We start from the raw sequence: 20,949 nt of genomic DNA on the forward strand, positions 1-20,949 counted from the left end.
GGAAAGATAAGATGAGATTAGATAAGTTTTTGAAGGTTTCCCGCTTGATCAAACGAAGAACAGTTGCGAATGAAGCCTGCGACGCGGGACGAGTTCTGGTGAACGGAGTTGTCGCAAAAGCTTCTGTAAAGGTAAAGGTCGGAGATATTATAGAAATCCAGTTTGGAACAAAGACAGTTAAAGTAGAAGTTTTGGATATTCAGGATACAACAAAGAAAGAAGAAGCAAAAGATTTGTTCCGTTATTTGTAAAAAATAAAAAGACATAAAATTTAAAACTCTTTCATATATATTTGAATGGAGATACTTTCAATCTCGAAAGGTTGAGAAACTCCTGACATATCCAGACATGGAAAACATGCTTTGGAGATATTGAGAGAGGGGGAGTTTGTGTGGAAGAAAGGCAGATTGCAAAGGCACACAAGCTGGTCATCAATAATCGAAAGACAAGTATGGTGACTGGTGTGCTTGACGTATTATCCTTTGATTTAAATGAAGTTGTGCTTGAGACCGAACAAGGTATGTTGCTGGTCAAAGGTACGGACCTGCATGTAAATAGGCTTAGCGTGGAAAAGGGAGAGATAGATATTGCCGGCAATATAGACAGTATTATTTATTCCGATACAAATCAAACAGGGCATCCAAATGAAAATTTGTTTACAAAATTATTTAAATAGGAAATGCCTATGATGCTTGGAATTAGAACAGAAGCTGTTATTTTTTTCTATGCGTGGCTGTCTGGCTGCATTTTATTTATTGTTTATCAAGTGTTGATCCAGATGAGAAAATTAATACGGCATTCAATTGTAATGATAAATTTGGAAGATTTTTTGTTCTGGATTGGAACCGGGGGTTATTTGTTTAGGCAGATGTATCGCACAACGCATGGAACGATACGATGGTTTTTCCTTCTGGGAGTGATTTTGGGAAGTGTAAGTGCATGGCTTGTGAAACGAAAAGTTTTCTGATGTGTATCCTCCGTGCAAATCAGCGTAGTGATTGACACGGGAGTGAATAGTAATGTCAATGTAACAATTTATTAAGAAATATGTAAAAATTACTTGAAAATAAACATCAAACCAGATATTATAAAAACACAAGCAGAGGTATAGAAAAGTAGAAGGGACGTAACATGTAGTTCGCAAAGTAAGGTGAGTGCAGTTATGAATAATAAAAAAGCAGGAAAGCAGGGCCATAAGAAAAAAAGAACAGCCCGTCCGCATATGAAAAGTGTACAGATAATCTGCGTAGGATTGGCAGTGTTAACATTAGTATTTGGCATAGGTTCCATCTCTATTTATTCAAAAAATCAAGACTATAAACAGCAGGAAGCTGAATTAGAAGCCCAGATAAAGAAAGAGGAAGAACGGTCAAAAGAGATAAAAGAATATCAGGATTATGTTAAGACTGATGATTACATACGAGAAGTTGCGGAAGATAAACTGGGCTTAGTGGATCCGAATGAGATTCTTTTCAAGCAGACGAATTGAATATAGAAAAATAAAAACACGAACGAAAAACTCCGGAGAAAACTCCGGAGTTTTTTATTACATTAGGGAAATTTATCTCAGTCGGAGTTAAATCTCCGACTGAGATAAACGCTCCGCGAGGATGCGCACTGCGGCGTACAATGCAAATGTCGCAAGCGGCCGCCGCAGGAGCTTGAATGTGCTTTGCACATTCTTTTTGGAGGTGACATAATAAAATGGAAGAAGGACAGATGCTTCATACAAGCCCTTACGTGGCACAGATAGAAAAGTTTGCAGATTCACTTACACAATTGGCGAATACATTTTTGAAAATGGAAAATAAGAAAAAATCTTTTACAAATGATGAGATTGATGCGATGTTTGCTCAAGTGAAAGAGCATGTCTGCACAAAATGTGAAAAAAGAGATTGGTGCTGGGGAGAAAATTATGTGCACACATGTCAGATGGGGTATGAAATATTATCGGCAGTAGATAATTATGGAGATGAAATGAATGTAGAAACGAAGCGCAAGCTGAAACAGTGCTGTATTCGTGCTCCGCGATTTCTAAGAGAAATGTTAGAGGCATTTCAAGCGGCCCGGCAGAATATGATGTGGACAAACAGGATGGCATTAAGCCGAGAGGGATGTGCAATCCAGATGGACACATTTGCCGAAATGATACGTCAGACCGCAAAGGAAATGGAGGATAGTATTTTCCATGATGAATGGTTGGAAAAAAGAATTATTGAGGCACTAAAGAAAAAAGGAGTCCGGGTGTTAAAAACTAATTTTTTTATGAATTCGGAAGGAAAATATGAAATCCATGTAACTGCAAGAGCGATGTATGAGCAATGTTTTACAGTCCGTGAGATTGTAAAAGAAATTTCGATTGCTGCCAGACGAAAACTAACTCCCGCAAAGGAGCAGGCACAAATAATGGGGAGAGAATACATTACGGTAGTATGCATGGAAGGACCGGAGTACTACACGTTGCAGGGAGTTGCAAAAGTCGGAAAAGGAAGCTGTGAAATATCAGGCGATAATTTTATGATGCTGGATCTTCCGGGAGGAAAGCAGGGAGTTGCATTGTCAGACGGAATGGGATCGGGAGAGCGGGCATGCCGCGAGAGTACATTGGTGATTGAGTTATTGGAGGAGTTGCTTGAAGCAGGATTTCCTGAGAAAATGGCAATTCAGATGATTAACACAACACTGGTAATGGGACGGGAAGAGATACATTATTCTACAATAGATATGTGTGTGTTTGATTTGTATAGCGGCATATGTGAGTTTTTAAAAGCCGGCGCATCATCGACATTTATTAAAAAGAAAGATAGCATCGAGCATTTGCGTTCAACTAGTCTGCCGATAGGGGTGGTTCATAAGCTGGACGTAGATCACGCAAAAAGACAATTAGAAGATGGTGATTTTGTGATTATGGTCACCGATGGAATTATGGATGCACTGCCGGTAGGGGAGCAGGATGTGTTATTGGAAACGATTATAAAAGGAACTGCAATCATAAATCCGAAAGAAATGGCACAACACATTTTAAAACAGGTATTGAATTGGACAGGCAAACCGCCGGAGGATGATATGACCGTATTGGTTATCGGAATTTGGAAATATTAAGGGATTGTTGCATTTTTCGGGGAGATTGAGTATAGTTTACTTATGAAACGAATAGAAAAATTTATCCAAAAATATCATATGCTCACCTGTGGCGATAGGGTGATTGCAGGTGTATCGGGAGGTGCAGATTCGGTATGCCTGTTTTTGATGCTCTTAGAATTGAGAGAAAAAATAGGGTTTGATTTAATTGCAGTGCATGTACATCATGGGCTTAGAGGAGAGGCAGCAGACAAAGATCAGCAATTTGTAGAAGCATTATGCGAGCAGCATCGAATCCCATTGGAAATTTTCCGCGTAAATCTGGAATCAATTGCGAAAAAGAGGAAACAATCTTTGGAGGAAGCCGGAAGAATGGTGAGGAGAGAAGCATTTGACAGTGTGTGCAAAAAATACGGAGGAAATAAAATTGCGTTAGCACATCATCAAAATGATAATGCAGAGACATTGCTTTGGAATCTGTCACGAGGAACCGGGTTAGACGGACTGGGAGGAATCCGTCCGGTTAATGGGAAATTTATCCGTCCGCTGTTATGTATGAACAGAAAAGAGATTGAAGAATATCTCGCCAAGAGAAAGCAATCCTATTGTATTGATGAAACGAATGCAGGGACAGATTATACAAGAAATAAATTGCGGCATCTGGTACTTCCGATTTTAGAAGAACAGGTCAATTCGGCTGCAGTACGGCATATGAATGAAACAATGGAGCAGATATGGGAGCTCCAGGAATATATGCAGGAACAAGTGGAGGCTGCATATCAAGAATGTGTACAGGAACATTTTGAAAAAGCATGTTGGATTCAGATTCAGCAAAAATCCTTTGAAACATTTCCGGAATTGATAAAGAAAATGGTAATCCGAAAAGGCATGGAACAAGTGGGGGGCAAAAAAAGAGATTTGAGCCACAAACATGTCGATGTGATGATGGAGTTAATGAATAAGCAAGTAGGACGGACACTGGATCTTCCTTATGAAATGCATGCAAAACGAAATTATGAAGGAATCCGGTTGGAGAAACAAAGAACATATTCGCTCGGGGAAGAAAAGAAAGCAGAAATCATGCAGGAATGTATGGCGGAATTGAACATTCCGGGTGAAACCATACTTGCAGACAGGAATCTTAAACTTCGATGTAAAATACTGGAAAAGCCTAAAAATCTTTCGATAAAGGATATACCACAAAAAATATACACGAAATGGTTTGATTATGGTATAATAAAGAGCAGTCTGTATATTAGAACAAGACAGGCGGGCGATACTATTGTAATTGATGAAAAAGGTCATCAAAAAAAACTAAAGAACTGGTTTGTAGATGAAAAAATCCCGAAAGAGGTAAGAGACAGTCAATTGTTGCTCGCAGAGAACAATGAGATTTTATGGGTTTTGGGACACCGGATGAGCCAGGCTTATCAGGTGAAGCAGTTAACTAAGTGGATTCTGCAAATTGAAGTAGAAACATACAAAAGTGATGGAGGAAAAGAAAATGGCAGAAACAATTCGTGAGTTAGTATCTGAAAAAGCTGTAGATGAGAGAATCGTAGAATTGGGAAAACAGATTAGTAAAGATTATGAAGGAAAGCAGGTACATTTGATCTGCGTACTGAAAGGCGGAGTTTTCTTCATGTGTGAATTAGCAAAGAGAATTTCTGTGCCTGTATCAATGGACTTTATGAGTGTCAGCAGTTATGGTGATGACACAAAATCCAGCGGAGTTGTAAAAATCGTGAAAGATCTGGATGAAGCAATTGAAGGAAAAGATGTGTTGATCGTAGAGGATATCATTGATTCCGGACGTACATTGTACTATCTGATTGATATTTTAAAGAAGAGAAATCCAAAAAGTGTTCGTTTGTGTACATTATTAGACAAACCGGAACGCCGCGTGAAAGACGTGAAAGTAGATTATGTTGGATTTAATATTCCAGATGAGTTCGTAGTAGGATATGGTTTGGACTACGCGCAGAAATATAGAAACCTGCCTTTCATCGGAGTAGTGGAAGGTCTGGAGTAGAGAGGAGCATATTAAATTGAATAATGACAGCAAGAAGTATAAAGGCACTGGCGTAACATTCTTTGTAGTCATCATAGCAGTGCTTTTTGCACTTTGGTTTGCAAGCCGGATCCAGGCCCAGGGGCAGGAAGTGACTTACACAAGATTTGTACAGGAAGTCCAGGATAGCAACATCAGTGACGTAACAATTAACCAGAACCGGACTGTACCAACCGGCTCAGTGTCATTTGTGTTAAAGAATAGTGGCTCAGCAGGGAAAGTGAATGTATCAGATGTGAATAAGGTGCAGGAGCTTCTCAGTAAATATGATATAGATTATAAGATGCCGGATGTAGCGGAATCAGGAATTTTTGAGACAACAGTATTGCCGGTTATGTTGACGGCATTAGTTGTGATGTTCTTGTTTATGTTAATGAACAGACAGGCAGGAGGCGGTTCGAACGCAAAAGCCATGAATTTCGGGAAGAGTCGTGCGAAGATGAGTGCTCCTGGTGAAAAGAAGGTAACATTTGAAGATGTTGCCGGATTAAAAGAGGAAAAAGAAGAACTTGAAGAAATCGTAGATTTTCTGAAAGATCCAAAAAAATATGTTCAAGTCGGAGCAAGAATTCCGAAAGGTGTATTGCTTGAGGGACCTCCGGGAACAGGTAAGACATTGTTGGCAAAAGCTGTTGCGGGAGAAGCAGGAGTACCATTCTTTACAATTTCAGGTTCTGATTTTGTGGAGATGTTTGTCGGTGTCGGTGCATCACGTGTGCGAGATTTGTTTCAGGACGCAAAGAAAAATGCACCATGTATCATTTTCATCGACGAGATAGATGCAGTGGCAAGACGACGTGGAAGTGGTCTCGGTGGCGGTCACGATGAGAGAGAACAGACACTGAACCAGATGCTTGTAGAGATGGATGGTTTCGGAGTTAATGAAGGAATCATCGTAATGGCTGCAACGAACAGAAAAGATATTCTGGATCCTGCAATCCTTCGTCCGGGAAGATTTGACAGAGATGTTATTGTTGGTCGTCCGGATGTTGGGGGACGTGAAGAGATTCTTAAAGTTCATGCAAGAAATAAGCCACTTGGAGATGACGTGGATTTGAAACAGATTGCCCAGACAACAGCCGGATTTACCGGAGCAGACCTGGAAAATCTGTTAAATGAAGCTGCAATTCTCGCAGCAAAGCAAAACCGTATGTATATTCAACAGGCTGATATTCGTCATGCATTTGTAAAAGTCGGTATCGGACCTGAGAAGAAGAGTCGTATTGTATCTGAGAAGGAACGCAGGATTACAGCGTACCATGAAGCAGGTCATGCAATTCTCTTCCATGTGCTGCCGGATGTAGGACCTGTATACAGCGTATCTATCGTACCGACAGGTGGTGCAGGCGGTTACACAATGCCACTTCCGGAAAAAGATGATATGTTCAATACAAAAGGACATATGTTACAGGAAATTATCGTATCACTGGGGGGTCGCGTAGCAGAAGAACAGATATTTGATGATATCACAACGGGGGCATCCCAGGATATTAAACAGGCGACTGCAATTGCAAAATCAATGATCACGAAATTCGGTATGTCAGAAAAGCTTGGTCTGATTAATTATGATAATGACAGTGACGAAGTATTTATCGGAAGAGATTTCGGTCATGCTTCATCAAGAGGATATGGTGAGAAGGTTGCAGCAACAATTGATGAAGAAGTAAAACGCATTATAGATGACTGTTATGAAAAAGCGAAAGCTCTGTTAGACGAATACCATCCGGTATTGGAGTCCTGTGCTCAGTTACTGTTAGAAAAAGAAAAGCTTACAAGAAGTGAGTTTGAAGCACTTTTTGAAAAATAATGTGTACGGTAGTTGAGAGGAGTTAGAGTTATGAAAAGAGACGCTTTGTTCTGTGATGGGACTTCGTCTTATGTGATGCCTGCCGAACCAAAGGCAGGAGAAACTGTTACACTACGGTTTCGAACAGCAGAAAATGATGTTGCAGATGTGATTCTGCTTGTTGGTGAAGAAAAAGCCAGATATACGATGCAGAAGGCAGATAGTATAGAAAATTTTGATTTTTGGGAAATACAGTGGACACTGGATGAGGATCCATTGGTTTACTGTTTTGAAATCCAGCGTGGCGGAGAAATCTGTTATTATAATCGCTGCGGGGTATCAGATCGTATTGTCGATTACTATGATTTCAAGATCGTACCTGGATTTTCCACACCAGATTGGGCAAAAGGTGCAGTAATGTACCAGATTTTTGTGGATCGTTTTTATAATGGTGATCCGCAAAATGATGTGGAAGACAGGGAATATATTTATATCGGAGCGCCATGTGAGCAGGTCAAAGATTGGGGCTCTATGCCGGCAACACCGGATATCCGCCGATTCTACGGCGGAGATCTGCAGGGAGTTATGGATAAATTAGATTATCTTCAGGATTTGGGAATCGAAGTAATCTATTTCAATCCATTGTTTGTATCCCCATCAAACCATAAATATGATATTCAGGATTATGATTACATTGATCCACATTACGGAAAGATTGTTAAAGATGGCGGAGAGGTTCTGGCAGAAGGGGATATGGACAATACCCATGCTACGAAATATCAGATCCGCACAGGCGATAAAGAAAATCTGGAAGCCAGCAATGCATTATTTGCAAAATTGGTAGATGAAATGCATAAGCGAGGCATGCGAGTGATACTGGACGGGGTGTTCAATCATTGTGGTTCTTTCAATAAATGGATGGACCGAGAGAGAATTTATGAGCAGCAGCCGGCTTATCAGGATAAACAGGGTGCTTTTGTAAGTTCTCAGAGTCCGTATCGCAGCTTCTTCCATTTCTTTAAGGAAGAGGAAAGCGCATGGCCATATAATTATAATTATGATGGCTGGTGGGGGCATGACACACTTCCAAAATTAAATTACGAAGATTCACCAAAACTGGTGCAATATATTATGGATATCGGTAAAAAATGGGTATCTCCGCCGTATAATATTGACGGATGGCGTCTGGATGTTGCGGCAGACCTTGGATATTCCAATGAATATAATCACATGTTTTGGAAAGAATTCCGTAAACAGGTGAAGAATGTGAATCCGGATGTATTGATTCTTGCAGAGCATTATGGAGATCCGGGAGAATGGCTTCAGGGGGATCAGTGGGACAGCGTTATGAACTATGATGCATTTATGGAGCCATTAACCTGGTTTTTGACAGGTATGGAGAAGCATAGTAATGAGCGCCGTACTGATCTGTGGGGTAATGCAGAGATATTTGTGAATTCAATGAAGCATTTTATGGCATGCATGCTGACACCATCTTTGCAGGTTGCAATGAACGAATTATCCAACCATGACCATTCCAGATTTCTCACAAGAACAAATCATATTGCCGGTCGAGTAGAACAGCTTGGATATAAGGCCGCAGAAGAAGGAATTAATGAGGCTGTATTCTGTGAGGCAGTCGCAGTACAGATGACCTGGGTTGGAGCACCGACTGTATATTATGGAGATGAGGTTGGAGTTGTCGGATTTACAGATCCGGATAATCGCCGTACATTCCCATGGGGGAATGAAAATCAACGATTATTAAATTTTCATAAAGAGATGATCCGCATTCACAAAGAACAGGAAATCCTTAGAAAAGGTTCGATCAAGATGCTTACCTGGGCAAATAACGTGTTGGCATATGGACGTTTTCAGGATGATGAACAGATTGTTGTAATCTTGAACAACAGCAAAGAACTAAAAGAAATAACAGTCCCGGTGTGGCTTGCAGAAGTACCACAAAATACCCGTATGTATCGTTTGATGTATACATATGAAGAAGGATTTACAACAGAGTATGATGAATATATTGTGCAGGACGGAGAAGTTGTTGTAAACATGGGACGACATTCCGTACTGATTTTAAAAACATTGAAAGAATAAAGGAGAGAGCACGATGGCAGATAAACAGAAATATTATATCACAACAGCGATTGCCTATACATCTGGCAAACCGCATATTGGAAACACATATGAGATCGTACTTGCAGATGCAATTGCAAGATATAAAAGAAGTCAGGGATACGATGTGTTTTTCCAGACAGGAACTGATGAACATGGACAGAAGATTGAACTGAAGGCAGAAGAGGCCGGAATTTCACCAAAGGAATTTGTAGATAACGTATCCGGTGAGATTAAGAGAATCTGGGATCTGATGGATACATCTTATGATAAATTTATCCGTACAACAGATGAAGAACATGAGAAGCAGGTACAGAAAATCTTCAAAAAACTGTATGATCAGGGAGATATCTACAAAGGACATTATGAAGGTATGTACTGTACACCATGTGAGTCATTCTTTACAGAGTCACAGCTTGTAGATGGAAAATGTCCAGATTGCGGACGTCCGGTTCAGCCTGCAAAAGAAGAAGCATATTTCTTTAAAATGAGCAAATATGCAGACAGACTGATCGAGCACATTAATACACACCCAGAATTTATTCAGCCGGTATCTCGTAAAAATGAGATGATGAATAACTTCCTTCTTCCGGGACTTCAAGATTTGTGTGTGTCAAGAACTTCCTTTAAATGGGGAATCCCGGTTGATTTTGATCCAAAACATGTTGTATATGTATGGCTGGATGCTTTGACAAACTATATCACAGGAATCGGATATGACTGTGATGGAGAAAACACAGAACAGTTTAAAAAAGACTGGCCGGCAGACTTACATCTGATCGGTAAAGATATCATCCGTTTCCATACAATTTACTGGCCAATCTTCTTGATGGCACTTGATCTTCCACTTCCAAAACAGGTATTTGGTCATCCATGGCTGCTTCAGGGAGATGGTAAGATGAGTAAATCGAAAGGAAATGTACTTTACGCTGATGAACTGGTAGATTTCTTTGGCGTAGATGCAGTTCGTTACTTTGTACTTCATGAGATGCCATTTGAGAATGACGGAGTTATTTCATGGGAGCTGATGGTAGAGCGTATGAATTCAGATTTGGCAAATACACTTGGAAATTTGGTAAACCGTACAGTATCTATGACAAACAAATACTTCGGCGGCTCTGTAACAGATAAGGGAGTATCTGGCGATGTAGATGCAGATCTGAAAGCAGTTATGGAAGCAACACCTAAAGCCGTAGAAGCAAAAATGAATGAGCTTCGCGTAGCAGATGCAATTACAGAAATCTTCAATCTGTTTAAACGTTGTAATAAATATATTGATGAAACAATGCCTTGGGTACTTGCAAAAGATGAAGCACAGAAAGATCGTCTTGAAACAGTTCTGTGGAATCTGATTCAGGGAATTTCAGCAGGAGCAGAACTTCTGGAGTCTTTCATGCCTTCTACAAGCAAGAAGATTTTAGAGCAGCTTGGAAATGGTAATGTAACAGACAAGCCGGAGATTTTATTCCAGAGACTGGATTTAGAAGAGGTTATGAAGAAAGTTGCAGAACTTCACCCACCGGTTGAAGAAGAAAAAGAAGAAGAGGCAGTTATTGATATCGAAGCAAAACCAGAGATTACATTTGATGATTTCGGAGCAATGCAGTTTCAGGTTGGCGAGATCATCGCGTGTGAAGAGGTGAAAAAATCAAGAAAACTGCTTTGTTCACAGGTTAAGATCGGAAGCGAAGTAAAACAGATCGTTTCAGGAATTAAAGGACATTATTCAGCAGAAGAAATGGTTGGCAAGAAAGTTATGGTTCTTGTAAATCTGAAACCTGCAAAACTGGCAGGAGTACTGTCAGAAGGAATGCTTCTGTGTGCAGAAGACGCAGAAGGCAATCTGGCACTTATGGTACCGGAGAAAGAGATGCCGGCAGGAGCAGAAATCTGCTAGGTAGTTAAAAATGACGGAGGTGGAAATCATGAGTACAATAGAATCCAATGTTCCGAATAATCTCTTTGTGTTAAAACATAAAGACCTGGATGTGGCTATGGTTGCAATTGATTTGACCTCCGGAAAGATAGAACACGTGTTGGCTACGTATTTGCCAAAAGAATTACCAGTTGGCTGTAGTGAAGATAGTCCAAATAGCATATTATCCTGGTGGGAATCAAGAGCAATCCCAGATTCGAGAAGAGGAATACAGCAGGCGTTAAATTTTCTGCATGAGGAGTCCAATCTGTCCTTGATGTTATCGGGGTATGGATTAAGCCTTACAGACCATTATTGGATGCAGCCATTAGGGAAAGAACTATATTGGAAAAATTTGAATTTTTATGAAAATACATTCTCAGACGAATTGGGATTGCTTTTGACTGATTCGGAGAAAATAGATATAAATGCCAACATTTCAAAATTCTCCCCATCCTCTTCGGTTACGGGAGAAATGAAAAAAAAGTGGATTATAAAAAATGATATCCGATACCTGATGAAATTAAGTGCAAATGATTATGCACAACAGGCGGTAAACGAAGTAATTGCGACTACTCTACATAAACAGTCAGGGTGGAAGAATTATGTTACGTATGAAGTTGAGACAACAAAAATAGAAGGTAAAGAAATCCCTTGTTCGTTAAATCCGTTGTTTACTTCAACCAGATATGAGTTTGTATCAGCATATCAATTGATAAAAAACTATAAAATACCGAATGAACTGTCTTCGTATGAGGCGATTATTGAACAGGCAGTAAAATTAGGAATGAACGAAAATGAAGTGCGGAATCAATTGGAATATACAATTATGACAGACTTCATTTTGACAAATGTAGACCGACATTTTAATAATTTTGGATTTTTATATGATTCAGAAGTTGGTAAGCTGGTTGCAATGGCTCCGATTTTTGATACAGGAAATTCATTATTTTATGCTACAGATATCATTCCTCAAAAAGAAAATTTGTTAGATATTCGTGTGAATTCGTTTTGCAAGAGGGAAGCAGATATGCTTCGATATGTGAAAAATAATAAATGCCTGAATTTAGATAAATTAGATGGTTTTCCAGATAAAGTACAGAGTTTGTTACTGACATATACGGATATGCCGGAAAAAAGAGCAGCAGAGATCAAACAAACAGTTGTGCAGAAAATAGAATATCTGAAATTGTTTCAGCAGGGAAAGAAAATCTGGAAAAAGGGAAAATACTGGTAGGGTGATTATATGCAGGAGGCACAGGTTACAAGAGATGGAAATATCCTTACAATAGGAAAAGATATACAGTTAATTGTGAATTTGGATAATCAGCAAAATTATGTGAAGTATGATTCCAGAAAAGTTCCATATCAGCGGGAGATTGTATTTGGGAAAGATCTTCTGGAGGGTAAGCGACAAAATGTATTTCGTACGGCAATTAATTACTATTATGAACAGGCATGCAGATTTGTAGAAGGATTGCAAATAGCTGAAAACTATCGAAAGACAATAAATACGACGGCAAGAGAAATAAAGTAGAATAAAAAAATAAGATATAAAATGAGAATGCAGGAAACTGTATTCTCATTTTTCAATTTATAAGAGTTTGGTATATGTTTCGCAGTTTAAAAAATAGAAAGATTATTTTGTATAAAATGAAATATGAATGTGTAAAATACCTGTAAAGATTTGTACAACATCTGTCTTGTCAGATGTAAAGGTGGATGCTATAATGACAACAATATGCGTGACTGCTTAGCAGAGATAAGGTAAGCAGCAATAAATGTGCAGAGAAATGAATCAAACCAAGATGGAAATTTGTACAATAAATTCAGCATATTAGAAAGAGGTTTCGTGATGAGAATAGATGCAGATGTTGTAATCGTAGGAACAGGAGTTGCAGGATTGTTCAGTGCGTTGAATCTGCCAAGAGATAAAAAAATAGTTATGATCACAAAGGCAGATCTGGAGAGTAGTGATTCTTTTTTAGCACAGGGAGGAATTTGTGTACTCCATGATAAGGATGACTATGACAGTTACTTTGAAGATACAATGAAGGCAGGACATTATGAGAATCGTAAAGAATCTGTTGATATTATGATTCGAAGCTCTCGCCAAATCATTGAAGAACTGGTACAATATGGTGTAGACTTTGAACGTCTGGAAGGTGGAGAGTTTGCATACACAAGAGAAGGAGCACATTCCAAGCCGCGTATTCTGTTTCATGAGGATGTGACAGGAAAAGAGATTACGAGCAAATTACTTGCACAGGTGAAAAAGCTGGATAATGTAACAATATATGAATATACAACGATGACAGACATATTGGTAGAAGATGGTGAGTGCAAAGGAATCATAGCAGAAAAAGCTGGAGATTTAATTGAAATCTATGCACCGGATACAATCTGGGCCAGTGGCGGAATTGGCGGATTATATAAACATTCTACAAATTTCCCACATCTTACAGGAGATGCATTGGAAATATCCAAAAAGCATGGAATCCGTCTGGATCATTTGGATTATGTACAGATTCATCCGACTACATTATATTCCAAAAAGCCAGGAAGAAGATTTTTGATTTCCGAATCTGTACGAGGTGAAGGTGCTGTATTATATAATAAGAATATGGAGCGGTTTGTAAATGAATTGCTTCCTCGAGATGTAGTGACAAAGGCAATTCATGAACAAATGCAGAAAGATGGAACAGATTATGTCTGGTTATCAATGGAGCACATCGATAAAGAGACAATTCTGAATCATTTTCCCAATATTTATCAGCATTGTCTGGAAGAAGGATACGATGTTACAAAAGAATGTATCCCTGTTGTTCCGGCACAGCATTACTTTATGGGCGGTGTATGGGTTAATTCAGACAGCAGAACATCCATGCCACATTTGTATGCAGTTGGAGAGACAAGCTGTAATGGAGTTCATGGGGCGAATCGTCTCGCAAGCAATTCTTTGTTAGAAAGCCTTGTATTTGCGCAGAGAGCAGCAACGAAGATTTGCGGTGGAGAAAATCCATTTACACCATACGTGGAAGCAGAAGAATCCGAGGACGAAAAAATCAGAGCGTAAAAGTTGATGAAGTTTTAGATTGTAAAATCAAAGAAAAATTATGTATAGAATGGAGAAACGACATGAATAAGATTACAACAACATTACAGGTAGATCAGTTAATTCTGGAGGCATTACGTGAGGATATATCAAGCGAGGATGTGACAACAAATGCTGTTATGAGAGAGGCTGTAGACGGAGAAGTGGATTTAATCTGCAAGCAGGACGGCGTGATTGCAGGATTAGATGTTTTTAAACGAGTATTTGAGCTTCTCGATGATAAAGTGAGAGTTGAATTCTATTGCAAAGATGGAGACGAAGTGAAAAACAAACAGCTGATGGGAAAAGTATATGGAGATATTCGTGTGCTTCTGTCAGGTGAACGTGTTGCATTGAATTATCTGCAGAGAATGAGCGGAATTGCAACGTATACCCATTCTGTAGCAGACTTGCTCAAAGGAAGCAAAACAAAATTGCTGGATACAAGAAAAACAACACCGAATATGCGTATTTTTGAAAAATATGCAGTTCGTGTAGGTGGCGGATACAATCACCGTTACAATTTGTCTGACGGCGTACTTTTAAAAGATAATCATATCGGGGCAGCCGGAAGTGTTACAAAAGCAGTAGAGATGGCTAAAGAATACGCACCATTTGTACGTAAGATTGAAATAGAAGTAGAGAATCTTGATATGGTAAAAGAGGCTGTCGAAGCCGGTGCAGATATCATTATGTTAGACAACATGTCAACAGAAGAAATGCAGGAAGCAATCAAGATCATTGACGGAAGAGCGGAGACAGAGTGTTCTGGAAACGTGACAAAAGAAAACATTGGTCGTTTGACAGCACTTGGAGTAGATTATATTTCCAGCGGTGCACTGACACACTCAGCACCAATTATGGATATTTCACTGAAAAATCTCCATGCTGTAAATAAGTAGAAAGTGTCTTGGAGGGTGTTATGAGCGGAACAGAGCGTAGAAATCAAATTGTTGAACGGATCAAGAAGAATGCTGTACCGGTATCGGGAACTATGCTTGCAAAAGAATTTGAAGTAAGCAGACAGGTTATTGTACAGGATATCGCACTTATCCGGGCAGCAGGATATGATATTATATCAACCCATAGAGGATATCTTTTAAATGAGCCGATTAGTGTAAACAGGGTATTTAAGGTGCAGCATACAGATGAACAGACAGAAGAAGAACTGTATTCCATTGTAGATCTTGGTGGGACTGTGGCAAATGTGATAGTGAATCATAAAGTATATGGACAAATGGAAGCTGAACTGAATATTAATTCCAGAAAAAAGGCAAAAGATTTTATTGATGATATAAAAAGCGGTAAGTCAAGTCCATTGAAAAATATTACATCAAATTATCATTATCATAAAGTTGTGGCAGATAGTGAAGAAACATTAGATATGATTGAAGAAACATTACAAGAAAAAGGTTTTTTAGTTACTGTTAATTAAAAAGCAAAAACAGATGTGTGAAAAAGCACATCTGTTTTTTGCTTTTTTTAAGAAAATGTGATATTGTATTTAAGAATATGTAAAATTATTTGGTTGAAGGATAAATTTATATAATACAACCGAGTTTGATGTGAGTACAAGAAAGAGGATGAAATAATGAAGTACGTATCAGGAGATATTTGCTACATATTAGAAGATAATAAATATGCAACAAAAGTTAAAGTGATGGGCCGTCATGGGGATGAATGTATTGTTCAGCGGATTGGTGCCTGTGGGGCGTTAAGATTTAAAGATCACGAGCTGTTCGAAACAGAGGAGGCTGCATTGGAAAGCAGAGAGACTACATTTGCAAAGGTGAGTCCGCAGTTGTCTATGTTTCCGGAGGGGGATAATATACCGAGTATAAAGATTGGGTAAGAAAGGGAAAGATAGGGAAGAATTCAGAAGATGAAAGTGGAGATTCGAGAAAAGGTAAAGAAAATATTATTAATAATCGGAGCTGTTTTAGGAGCATTACTATCGACTATAGGAACATTGTTATATTTTAGTATTAAATGGATGTTTAAAACATGGACAAATCTAACAATGGATGAATTAGTATACCATATGACAGCTCCATTAGAGGGAACAAATGATGGAATGATTCAGGAATATCTGGATGTATGTGCAGTACCGGCTATTTTGATGTTGTTATTAGTCGTAATTTTATTTATTGCATGGAGAACAAAAAAACGTTGGTATGTTGTTATGGGGGCATCTATCATTGTTCCGATAATTGTAAGTGGAGTTTCAGTGCATGGAGCATGGAATGAATTAGATGTTGGAAGTTTTGTGGATGGACAAAGCACATATTCATCGTTTATTGATGATAATTATGTTGACCCGGCCGATGTAGCATTGACATTTCCAGAGCAAAAGAGAAATTTAATTTATATCTTCTTAGAATCAATGGAAATGACATATGCAGACAAAGAAAATGGTGGTGCATTTGATAAGAACGTAATTCCGGAACTTACAGAGTTAGCACAGGAAAACGAAGATTTTTCCGGGGAAGATAAAGAACTGAATGGTGGTTATGCAATGACAGGCGCAACCTGGACAATGGGTGCTATGTTTGCACATACGTCAGGTATACCATTGAGTATTTCCATTGATGGAAATGATATGAATACACAGGAACATTTTTTTGCAGGAGCAGTTACTTTAGGTGATATTCTGGAGAGCGCAGGGTATTGCCAGAATCTTATGATTGGTTCAGATGCAACCTTTGGAGGAAGAAGATTATATTTTACAGAGCATGGAAATTATAATATTTATGATTATAACTATGCAAGTGAAAATGGTCTGATTCCACCGGATTATCGTGTATGGTGGGGATATGAAGATGAGAAGTTATTTAGCTTTGCAAAAGATAAATTAACAGAACTATCACAGCAAAGCACCCCATTTAATTTTACAATGTTGACGGTAGATACACATTTTGAAGATGGATACCCATGTGAATTGTGTACAGATGAATTTGGAGACAATCAGTATGCAAATGTTATGGCATGTTCGAGCAGACAGGTGAAAGAATTGGTTGACTGGATTCAACAACAAGATTTTTATGAAAACACAACGATTGTTATTGCTGGAGATCATCCAACAATGGATAAGGATTTTTGTGAAGATGTAGATGACGATTATACAAGAAAAGTTTATACTACATATATTAATCCGGCAGCGGAACTTGAAACAACAGAGAAGAGAAATTATACAACATTTGATAATTTCCCGACAACGTTGGCTGCATTGGGAGTTAAAATTGATGGAAATCGTCTCGGCCTGGGTACAAATTTATTTTCATCAACTCAGACATTAACAGAACGTTTTGGAATCGATAAGATGGAGTCAGAGTTAAAGAAAAAATCAAAAATGATGGAGAAGCTGGGGGATATACGAGAAGTAGAGACTGATATAGGAACGCAGACAGTACAGGAAGAAAATATTCCGTCAGCAGAGTTGTCGATAGGGGATTATGATTACAATTATAGTAGTTTACCGATATCAGTAACAAATATAAGTAATATACCAGGGAATATTCAGTCTGTTATGGCAGCAGTATGGAAAGAAGCAGATCAGAGTGATTTACAGTGGGTAGAATTATATCAACTAGATGATGGAAGTTATTATACGGATTTGTATGTGGCAGATTATGGAGAAAATCCTGGAGACTATAATATTCATATATATGTAATAGATGAAGCGGGAACTTCAACCATGGTTAATGGACAGATAAAAACTATTAATTAGCATTTAAAAGAACAGTTTCGATGATGAAACTGTTCTTTTGTTGTCTTTATAGATGACGAAAAAGATGAATTATGTTAAGATGGAAATTAGAATAAATACCATAAAAGAGTGGAAGGAGGAAGTTAATGAAACACAAAAGAAGGCTAAGTTGGATGTTGAGTTTATGCATGTTGATGCTAATCATTATGACTAGTGGAATAGATGTCTGCGCGGTTGATTTTGATCAAGAATCAGTCCAGGCAACTGAGGATAGTAGTTTGGAAAAGACGGAAAATGAGGCAACAAAAGAAACAGAAGGTATTGCGGATGAATTTACAAATTCAGAAGAATTCAACGCAGAAGAGCTTGAAGTACGAGAAGACGAAACGATAACAAGTATGGATGAAGAAGGTAATGTTTCGGAAGCACCGGATGAGTCGGGACTGCTTGAGATTGATTTATTGAGTAATGATGGAAAGATAGTTAACTTTAATACAAAAGGAGCAGTGGTAACAACATACACCGAAGTTGGAACCGGTAACGCCGGGTATACTTGTGGGGCATATGGTGCTGATGCAGCATATCTTGGGACAGAAAATGGAAAAGTAAAATTCTTGTTATCAGGAGTGACAGGACTTGTTGATGCAAAAGATGTGCAGGTTGTAAGTGTGGACAGCGCAGCATCTGTTAGTTATTATTCTGTTAGTTCAGGACGATTAATACATAATATTACAACAAATATTACACAGGGAAATTATATCACATCATTAGATAACGGACCGGCACCATCGTATTTGTCAGAAGGTGTACAATATTATAGTTATGACGGACATTATTTCTATACGAGAGATAGATTTTCAAATATGCTGGATGATTATAAGGCAGGAGTAAGAACGAATTCGATTAACAGTTCTTCACCATATTATAATTATTATCAATATCTTCCTTTACGAAGCAAAACAGTATATTCAGCAGCTCAACTAAATGAAATTATAAATAGTAAAGCAGCCGGATATAAAATGAGTAATACAGGGGATGTATTTACAAATTATCAAAACACATACGGAGTAAATGCATTAATTGCAGTTGGAATTGCAGCAAATGAAAGTGCGTGGGGAAAAAGTAGCATTGCACAGGAGAAAAACAATCTGTTTGGCTTAAATGCTGTGGATGCAGCTCCGGGACAGAGTGCAAACGCATATGAAAGTATTGATGCATGTATTAAAACATTTACAGAGACATATATGTCAAAAAGATATCTAAACCCTAAAAACTGGGTATATTCAGGCGGATATCTCGGTAATAAGGGAAGTGGAATGAATGTAAGATATGCGTCAGATCCATACTGGGGAGAAAAGAATGCTAATGTTGCATGGATGATTGATAAAATATATGGGAATAAAGACAGTAATCGTTATACCATAGGTATAAAAGATGTTATAGGAAATGAACATACAGATTTAAATGTTCGGACAGAGGCGAATGGCTCATCTACTGTAATTCACACAACAAAAAATTATTCAAATCAGGCATTTATTATTTTAGATTCAAGCCAAGGCAATTTTTATAAAGTACAAAGTGATGCTGCGTTAACAACAAATCGTACCACTGTTTCGGATGCAGGAAATTATGATTTTTCTAGTATGTATGCATATGTTAGTTCGGGGTACGTGAAGAATGTCTTAACAGGTTCCGGAAATTCAGGTGGCTCAGGAGAATCAGGTGGAAATGAAAATAAACCAGATAATTCATTAGGTAGTGGAGCAATAGCGGTACCAACGGAACTGGCAGGAGCAATAGAATACAGTGCACATGTACGTGAGATTGGTTGGATGGATTGCGCTAAAAATGGACAGATGATGGGAACCACAGGGAAAAATCTTCCAATGGAGGCAATGAAAATAAATATTTCGGGTGTTGCAAATTTAGGGGTTGAATACCAGGTGCATGCACAGGATATTGGTTGGATGGATAGCGTGTCTAATGGAGAGGTAGGAGGAACTGTTGGACAAGCAAAAAATCTAGAGGCAATTAAATTAAAACTGACAGGCGATGCTGCATCAAATTATGATCTTTACTATAGGGTGCATGTGACGAATATTGGCTGGATGGATTGGGCTAAAAATGGAGAATTAGCTGGAACACAAGGATATAATTATGCATTGCAGGCAGTTCAGATTGCATTATTGCCAAAAGGAACAGCAGCACCAGGTGGAACAGAGACTCCATATCAGATTAATACAGTCAAAATTGGATATTCTGCACATGTACAGGATGTTGGATGGCAAAACGAAGTGCTGGGAAGCAAGATAGCAGGAACAACTGGTCAGAATAAAAAAATAGAAGCAATGATTTTGAATGTAAAATCTGATTTGTTAGGAGTGAAATATCGTTCATATTTGCAGGATACTGGCTGGCAAAATTATCATAAGGACGGTGAAATTGCAGGAACAACAGGGCAGAATCGTCGAATGGAAGCAATTGAAATGACGCTTACCGGAAATCAGAAAAATAATTATGATATATATTATCGGGTACATGTGCAGGATTTGGGCTGGCTTGGTTGGGCTAAGAATGGCGAGACTGCCGGAACGATGAATTATGCTCTTAAGATAGAGGCAATTCAAATTTTAATTGTACCAAAAGGAACTCCTACTATAGAAAATGGACAAAGTTCATTTAAAAAGAAAAATACAATAGTAGAATATAGCACACATGTAGAAAATATAGGATGGCAGGCAGCAGTTAAGAATGGAGAATTGGCAGGAACAACAGGGCAAAATAAACAAGTAGAAGCAATCCAGATAGATTTAAAATATCCGGAATATTCGGGTGGAATTAAGTATAAGAGTCATATTCAGGATATCGGTTGGCAAAGCTACGTGTCAAATGGTACTGTTAGTGGAACTGTAGGTAGAAATAAAGAGATGGAAGCAATCTGTATTGAGCTTACAGGAGAAATGGCTGAAAAATATGACGTGTATTATCAAGTTCATTCCAGTGAGTTTGGCTGGTTAGGATGGGCAAAGAATGGAGAAAAAGCAGGAAGTGAAGGATATGCGCGTCAGGTAGAGGCAATTCGTATTCAATTAGTAGAAAAAGGTGGAAAAGCACCAGAAGATATTGGAAAAGCATTCTATAAAAAATAAAAAATATAGCATATGTTCGATAA

At 38.5% G+C, this 20,949-nt stretch carries 18 protein-coding genes; all 18 read left to right on the top strand.

Annotation, left to right across the window (positions count from 1 at the left end; all coding sequences use genetic code 11):
- Positions 1-11 precede the first annotated feature (11 nt).
- The 18 genes from LQE94_RS01085 to LQE94_RS01170 all read left to right on the top strand — a co-directional run bounded on the left by LQE94_RS01085 (position 12) and on the right by LQE94_RS01170 (position 20,926).
- The gene (locus tag LQE94_RS01085; protein WP_022075462.1) at positions 12-251 is read left to right on the top strand and encodes an RNA-binding S4 domain-containing protein; all 240 of its coding nucleotides are present in this window, start codon (positions 12-14) and stop codon (positions 249-251) included.
- 140 nt (positions 252-391) lie between these two features.
- Entirely contained in the window at positions 392-676 is a 285-nt protein-coding gene (gene yabP, locus LQE94_RS01090) for a sporulation protein YabP (RefSeq protein WP_022075461.1), read from the top strand.
- A 9-nt stretch (positions 677-685) separates the two neighbouring features.
- Positions 686-967 carry a spore cortex biosynthesis protein YabQ gene (yabQ, locus tag LQE94_RS01095; RefSeq protein WP_240576798.1) on the top strand — a complete coding sequence of 94 codons (282 nt, stop codon included), beginning with the start codon at positions 686-688 and terminating at the stop codon, positions 965-967.
- Positions 968-1,162: 195 nt separating this feature from the next.
- A complete protein-coding gene (locus LQE94_RS01100; RefSeq protein WP_117989955.1) occupies positions 1,163-1,489 on the top strand; it encodes an FtsB family cell division protein in 327 nt (108 codons plus the stop codon).
- 215 nt (positions 1,490-1,704) lie between these two features.
- Positions 1,705-3,102 (top strand): SpoIIE family protein phosphatase, encoded by a 1,398-nt coding sequence (locus tag LQE94_RS01105; protein WP_022075458.1) that lies wholly within the window; start codon positions 1,705-1,707, stop codon positions 3,100-3,102.
- A 42-nt stretch (positions 3,103-3,144) separates the two neighbouring features.
- Entirely contained in the window at positions 3,145-4,605 is a 1,461-nt protein-coding gene (gene tilS / locus LQE94_RS01110) for a tRNA lysidine(34) synthetase TilS (protein WP_240576799.1), read from the top strand.
- Positions 4,586-5,113, top strand: coding sequence for a hypoxanthine phosphoribosyltransferase (gene hpt / locus LQE94_RS01115; protein WP_240576800.1), 528 nt, complete (start codon positions 4,586-4,588; stop codon positions 5,111-5,113). The genes tilS and hpt overlap by 20 nt, the downstream gene beginning before the upstream one ends.
- A gap of 16 nt (positions 5,114-5,129) precedes the next feature.
- Positions 5,130-6,959 carry an ATP-dependent zinc metalloprotease FtsH gene (gene ftsH / locus LQE94_RS01120; RefSeq protein ID WP_240576801.1) on the top strand — a complete coding sequence of 610 codons (1,830 nt, stop codon included), beginning with the start codon at positions 5,130-5,132 and terminating at the stop codon, positions 6,957-6,959.
- 30 nt (positions 6,960-6,989) lie between these two features.
- Complete coding sequence (locus tag LQE94_RS01125) at positions 6,990-9,044, top strand: glycoside hydrolase family 13 protein (RefSeq protein ID WP_240576802.1); 2,055 nt, start codon at positions 6,990-6,992, stop codon at positions 9,042-9,044.
- 13 nt (positions 9,045-9,057) lie between these two features.
- Positions 9,058-10,959 carry a methionine--tRNA ligase gene (gene metG, locus LQE94_RS01130; RefSeq protein WP_240576803.1) on the top strand — a complete coding sequence of 634 codons (1,902 nt, stop codon included), beginning with the start codon at positions 9,058-9,060 and terminating at the stop codon, positions 10,957-10,959.
- A 28-nt stretch (positions 10,960-10,987) separates the two neighbouring features.
- Positions 10,988-12,214, top strand: a complete 1,227-nt coding sequence (locus LQE94_RS01135; protein ID WP_240576804.1) for a HipA domain-containing protein — start codon at positions 10,988-10,990, stop codon at positions 12,212-12,214.
- A 9-nt stretch (positions 12,215-12,223) separates the two neighbouring features.
- Positions 12,224-12,514 carry a hypothetical protein gene (locus LQE94_RS01140; protein WP_118737669.1) on the top strand — a complete coding sequence of 97 codons (291 nt, stop codon included), beginning with the start codon at positions 12,224-12,226 and terminating at the stop codon, positions 12,512-12,514.
- 318 nt (positions 12,515-12,832) lie between these two features.
- The gene (locus LQE94_RS01145) at positions 12,833-14,053 is read left to right on the top strand and encodes an L-aspartate oxidase (RefSeq protein WP_240576805.1); all 1,221 of its coding nucleotides are present in this window, start codon (positions 12,833-12,835) and stop codon (positions 14,051-14,053) included.
- A gap of 62 nt (positions 14,054-14,115) precedes the next feature.
- Positions 14,116-14,973, top strand: a complete 858-nt coding sequence (nadC, locus tag LQE94_RS01150) for a carboxylating nicotinate-nucleotide diphosphorylase (RefSeq protein ID WP_022075451.1) — start codon at positions 14,116-14,118, stop codon at positions 14,971-14,973.
- Between the two features lie 20 nt (positions 14,974-14,993).
- Positions 14,994-15,506 carry a transcription repressor NadR gene (locus LQE94_RS01155; RefSeq protein ID WP_240576806.1) on the top strand — a complete coding sequence of 171 codons (513 nt, stop codon included), beginning with the start codon at positions 14,994-14,996 and terminating at the stop codon, positions 15,504-15,506.
- A 156-nt stretch (positions 15,507-15,662) separates the two neighbouring features.
- Entirely contained in the window at positions 15,663-15,923 is a 261-nt protein-coding gene (locus LQE94_RS01160) for a hypothetical protein (protein WP_022075449.1), read from the top strand.
- Between the two features lie 30 nt (positions 15,924-15,953).
- Positions 15,954-17,798 carry a GBS Bsp-like repeat-containing protein gene (locus LQE94_RS01165; protein ID WP_240576807.1) on the top strand — a complete coding sequence of 615 codons (1,845 nt, stop codon included), beginning with the start codon at positions 15,954-15,956 and terminating at the stop codon, positions 17,796-17,798.
- Between the two features lie 125 nt (positions 17,799-17,923).
- Positions 17,924-20,926: a glucosaminidase domain-containing protein gene (locus LQE94_RS01170; protein ID WP_240576808.1), complete on the top strand. Its 3,003-nt coding sequence runs from the start codon at positions 17,924-17,926 to the stop codon at positions 20,924-20,926.
- The last annotated feature ends 23 nt before the right edge of the window (positions 20,927-20,949 follow it).

Origin of the sequence: Mediterraneibacter sp. NSJ-151 (assembly GCF_022487435.1) — a bacterium.
In the GTDB taxonomy this organism is placed as follows: domain Bacteria; phylum Bacillota; class Clostridia; order Lachnospirales; family Lachnospiraceae; genus Schaedlerella; species Schaedlerella hominis.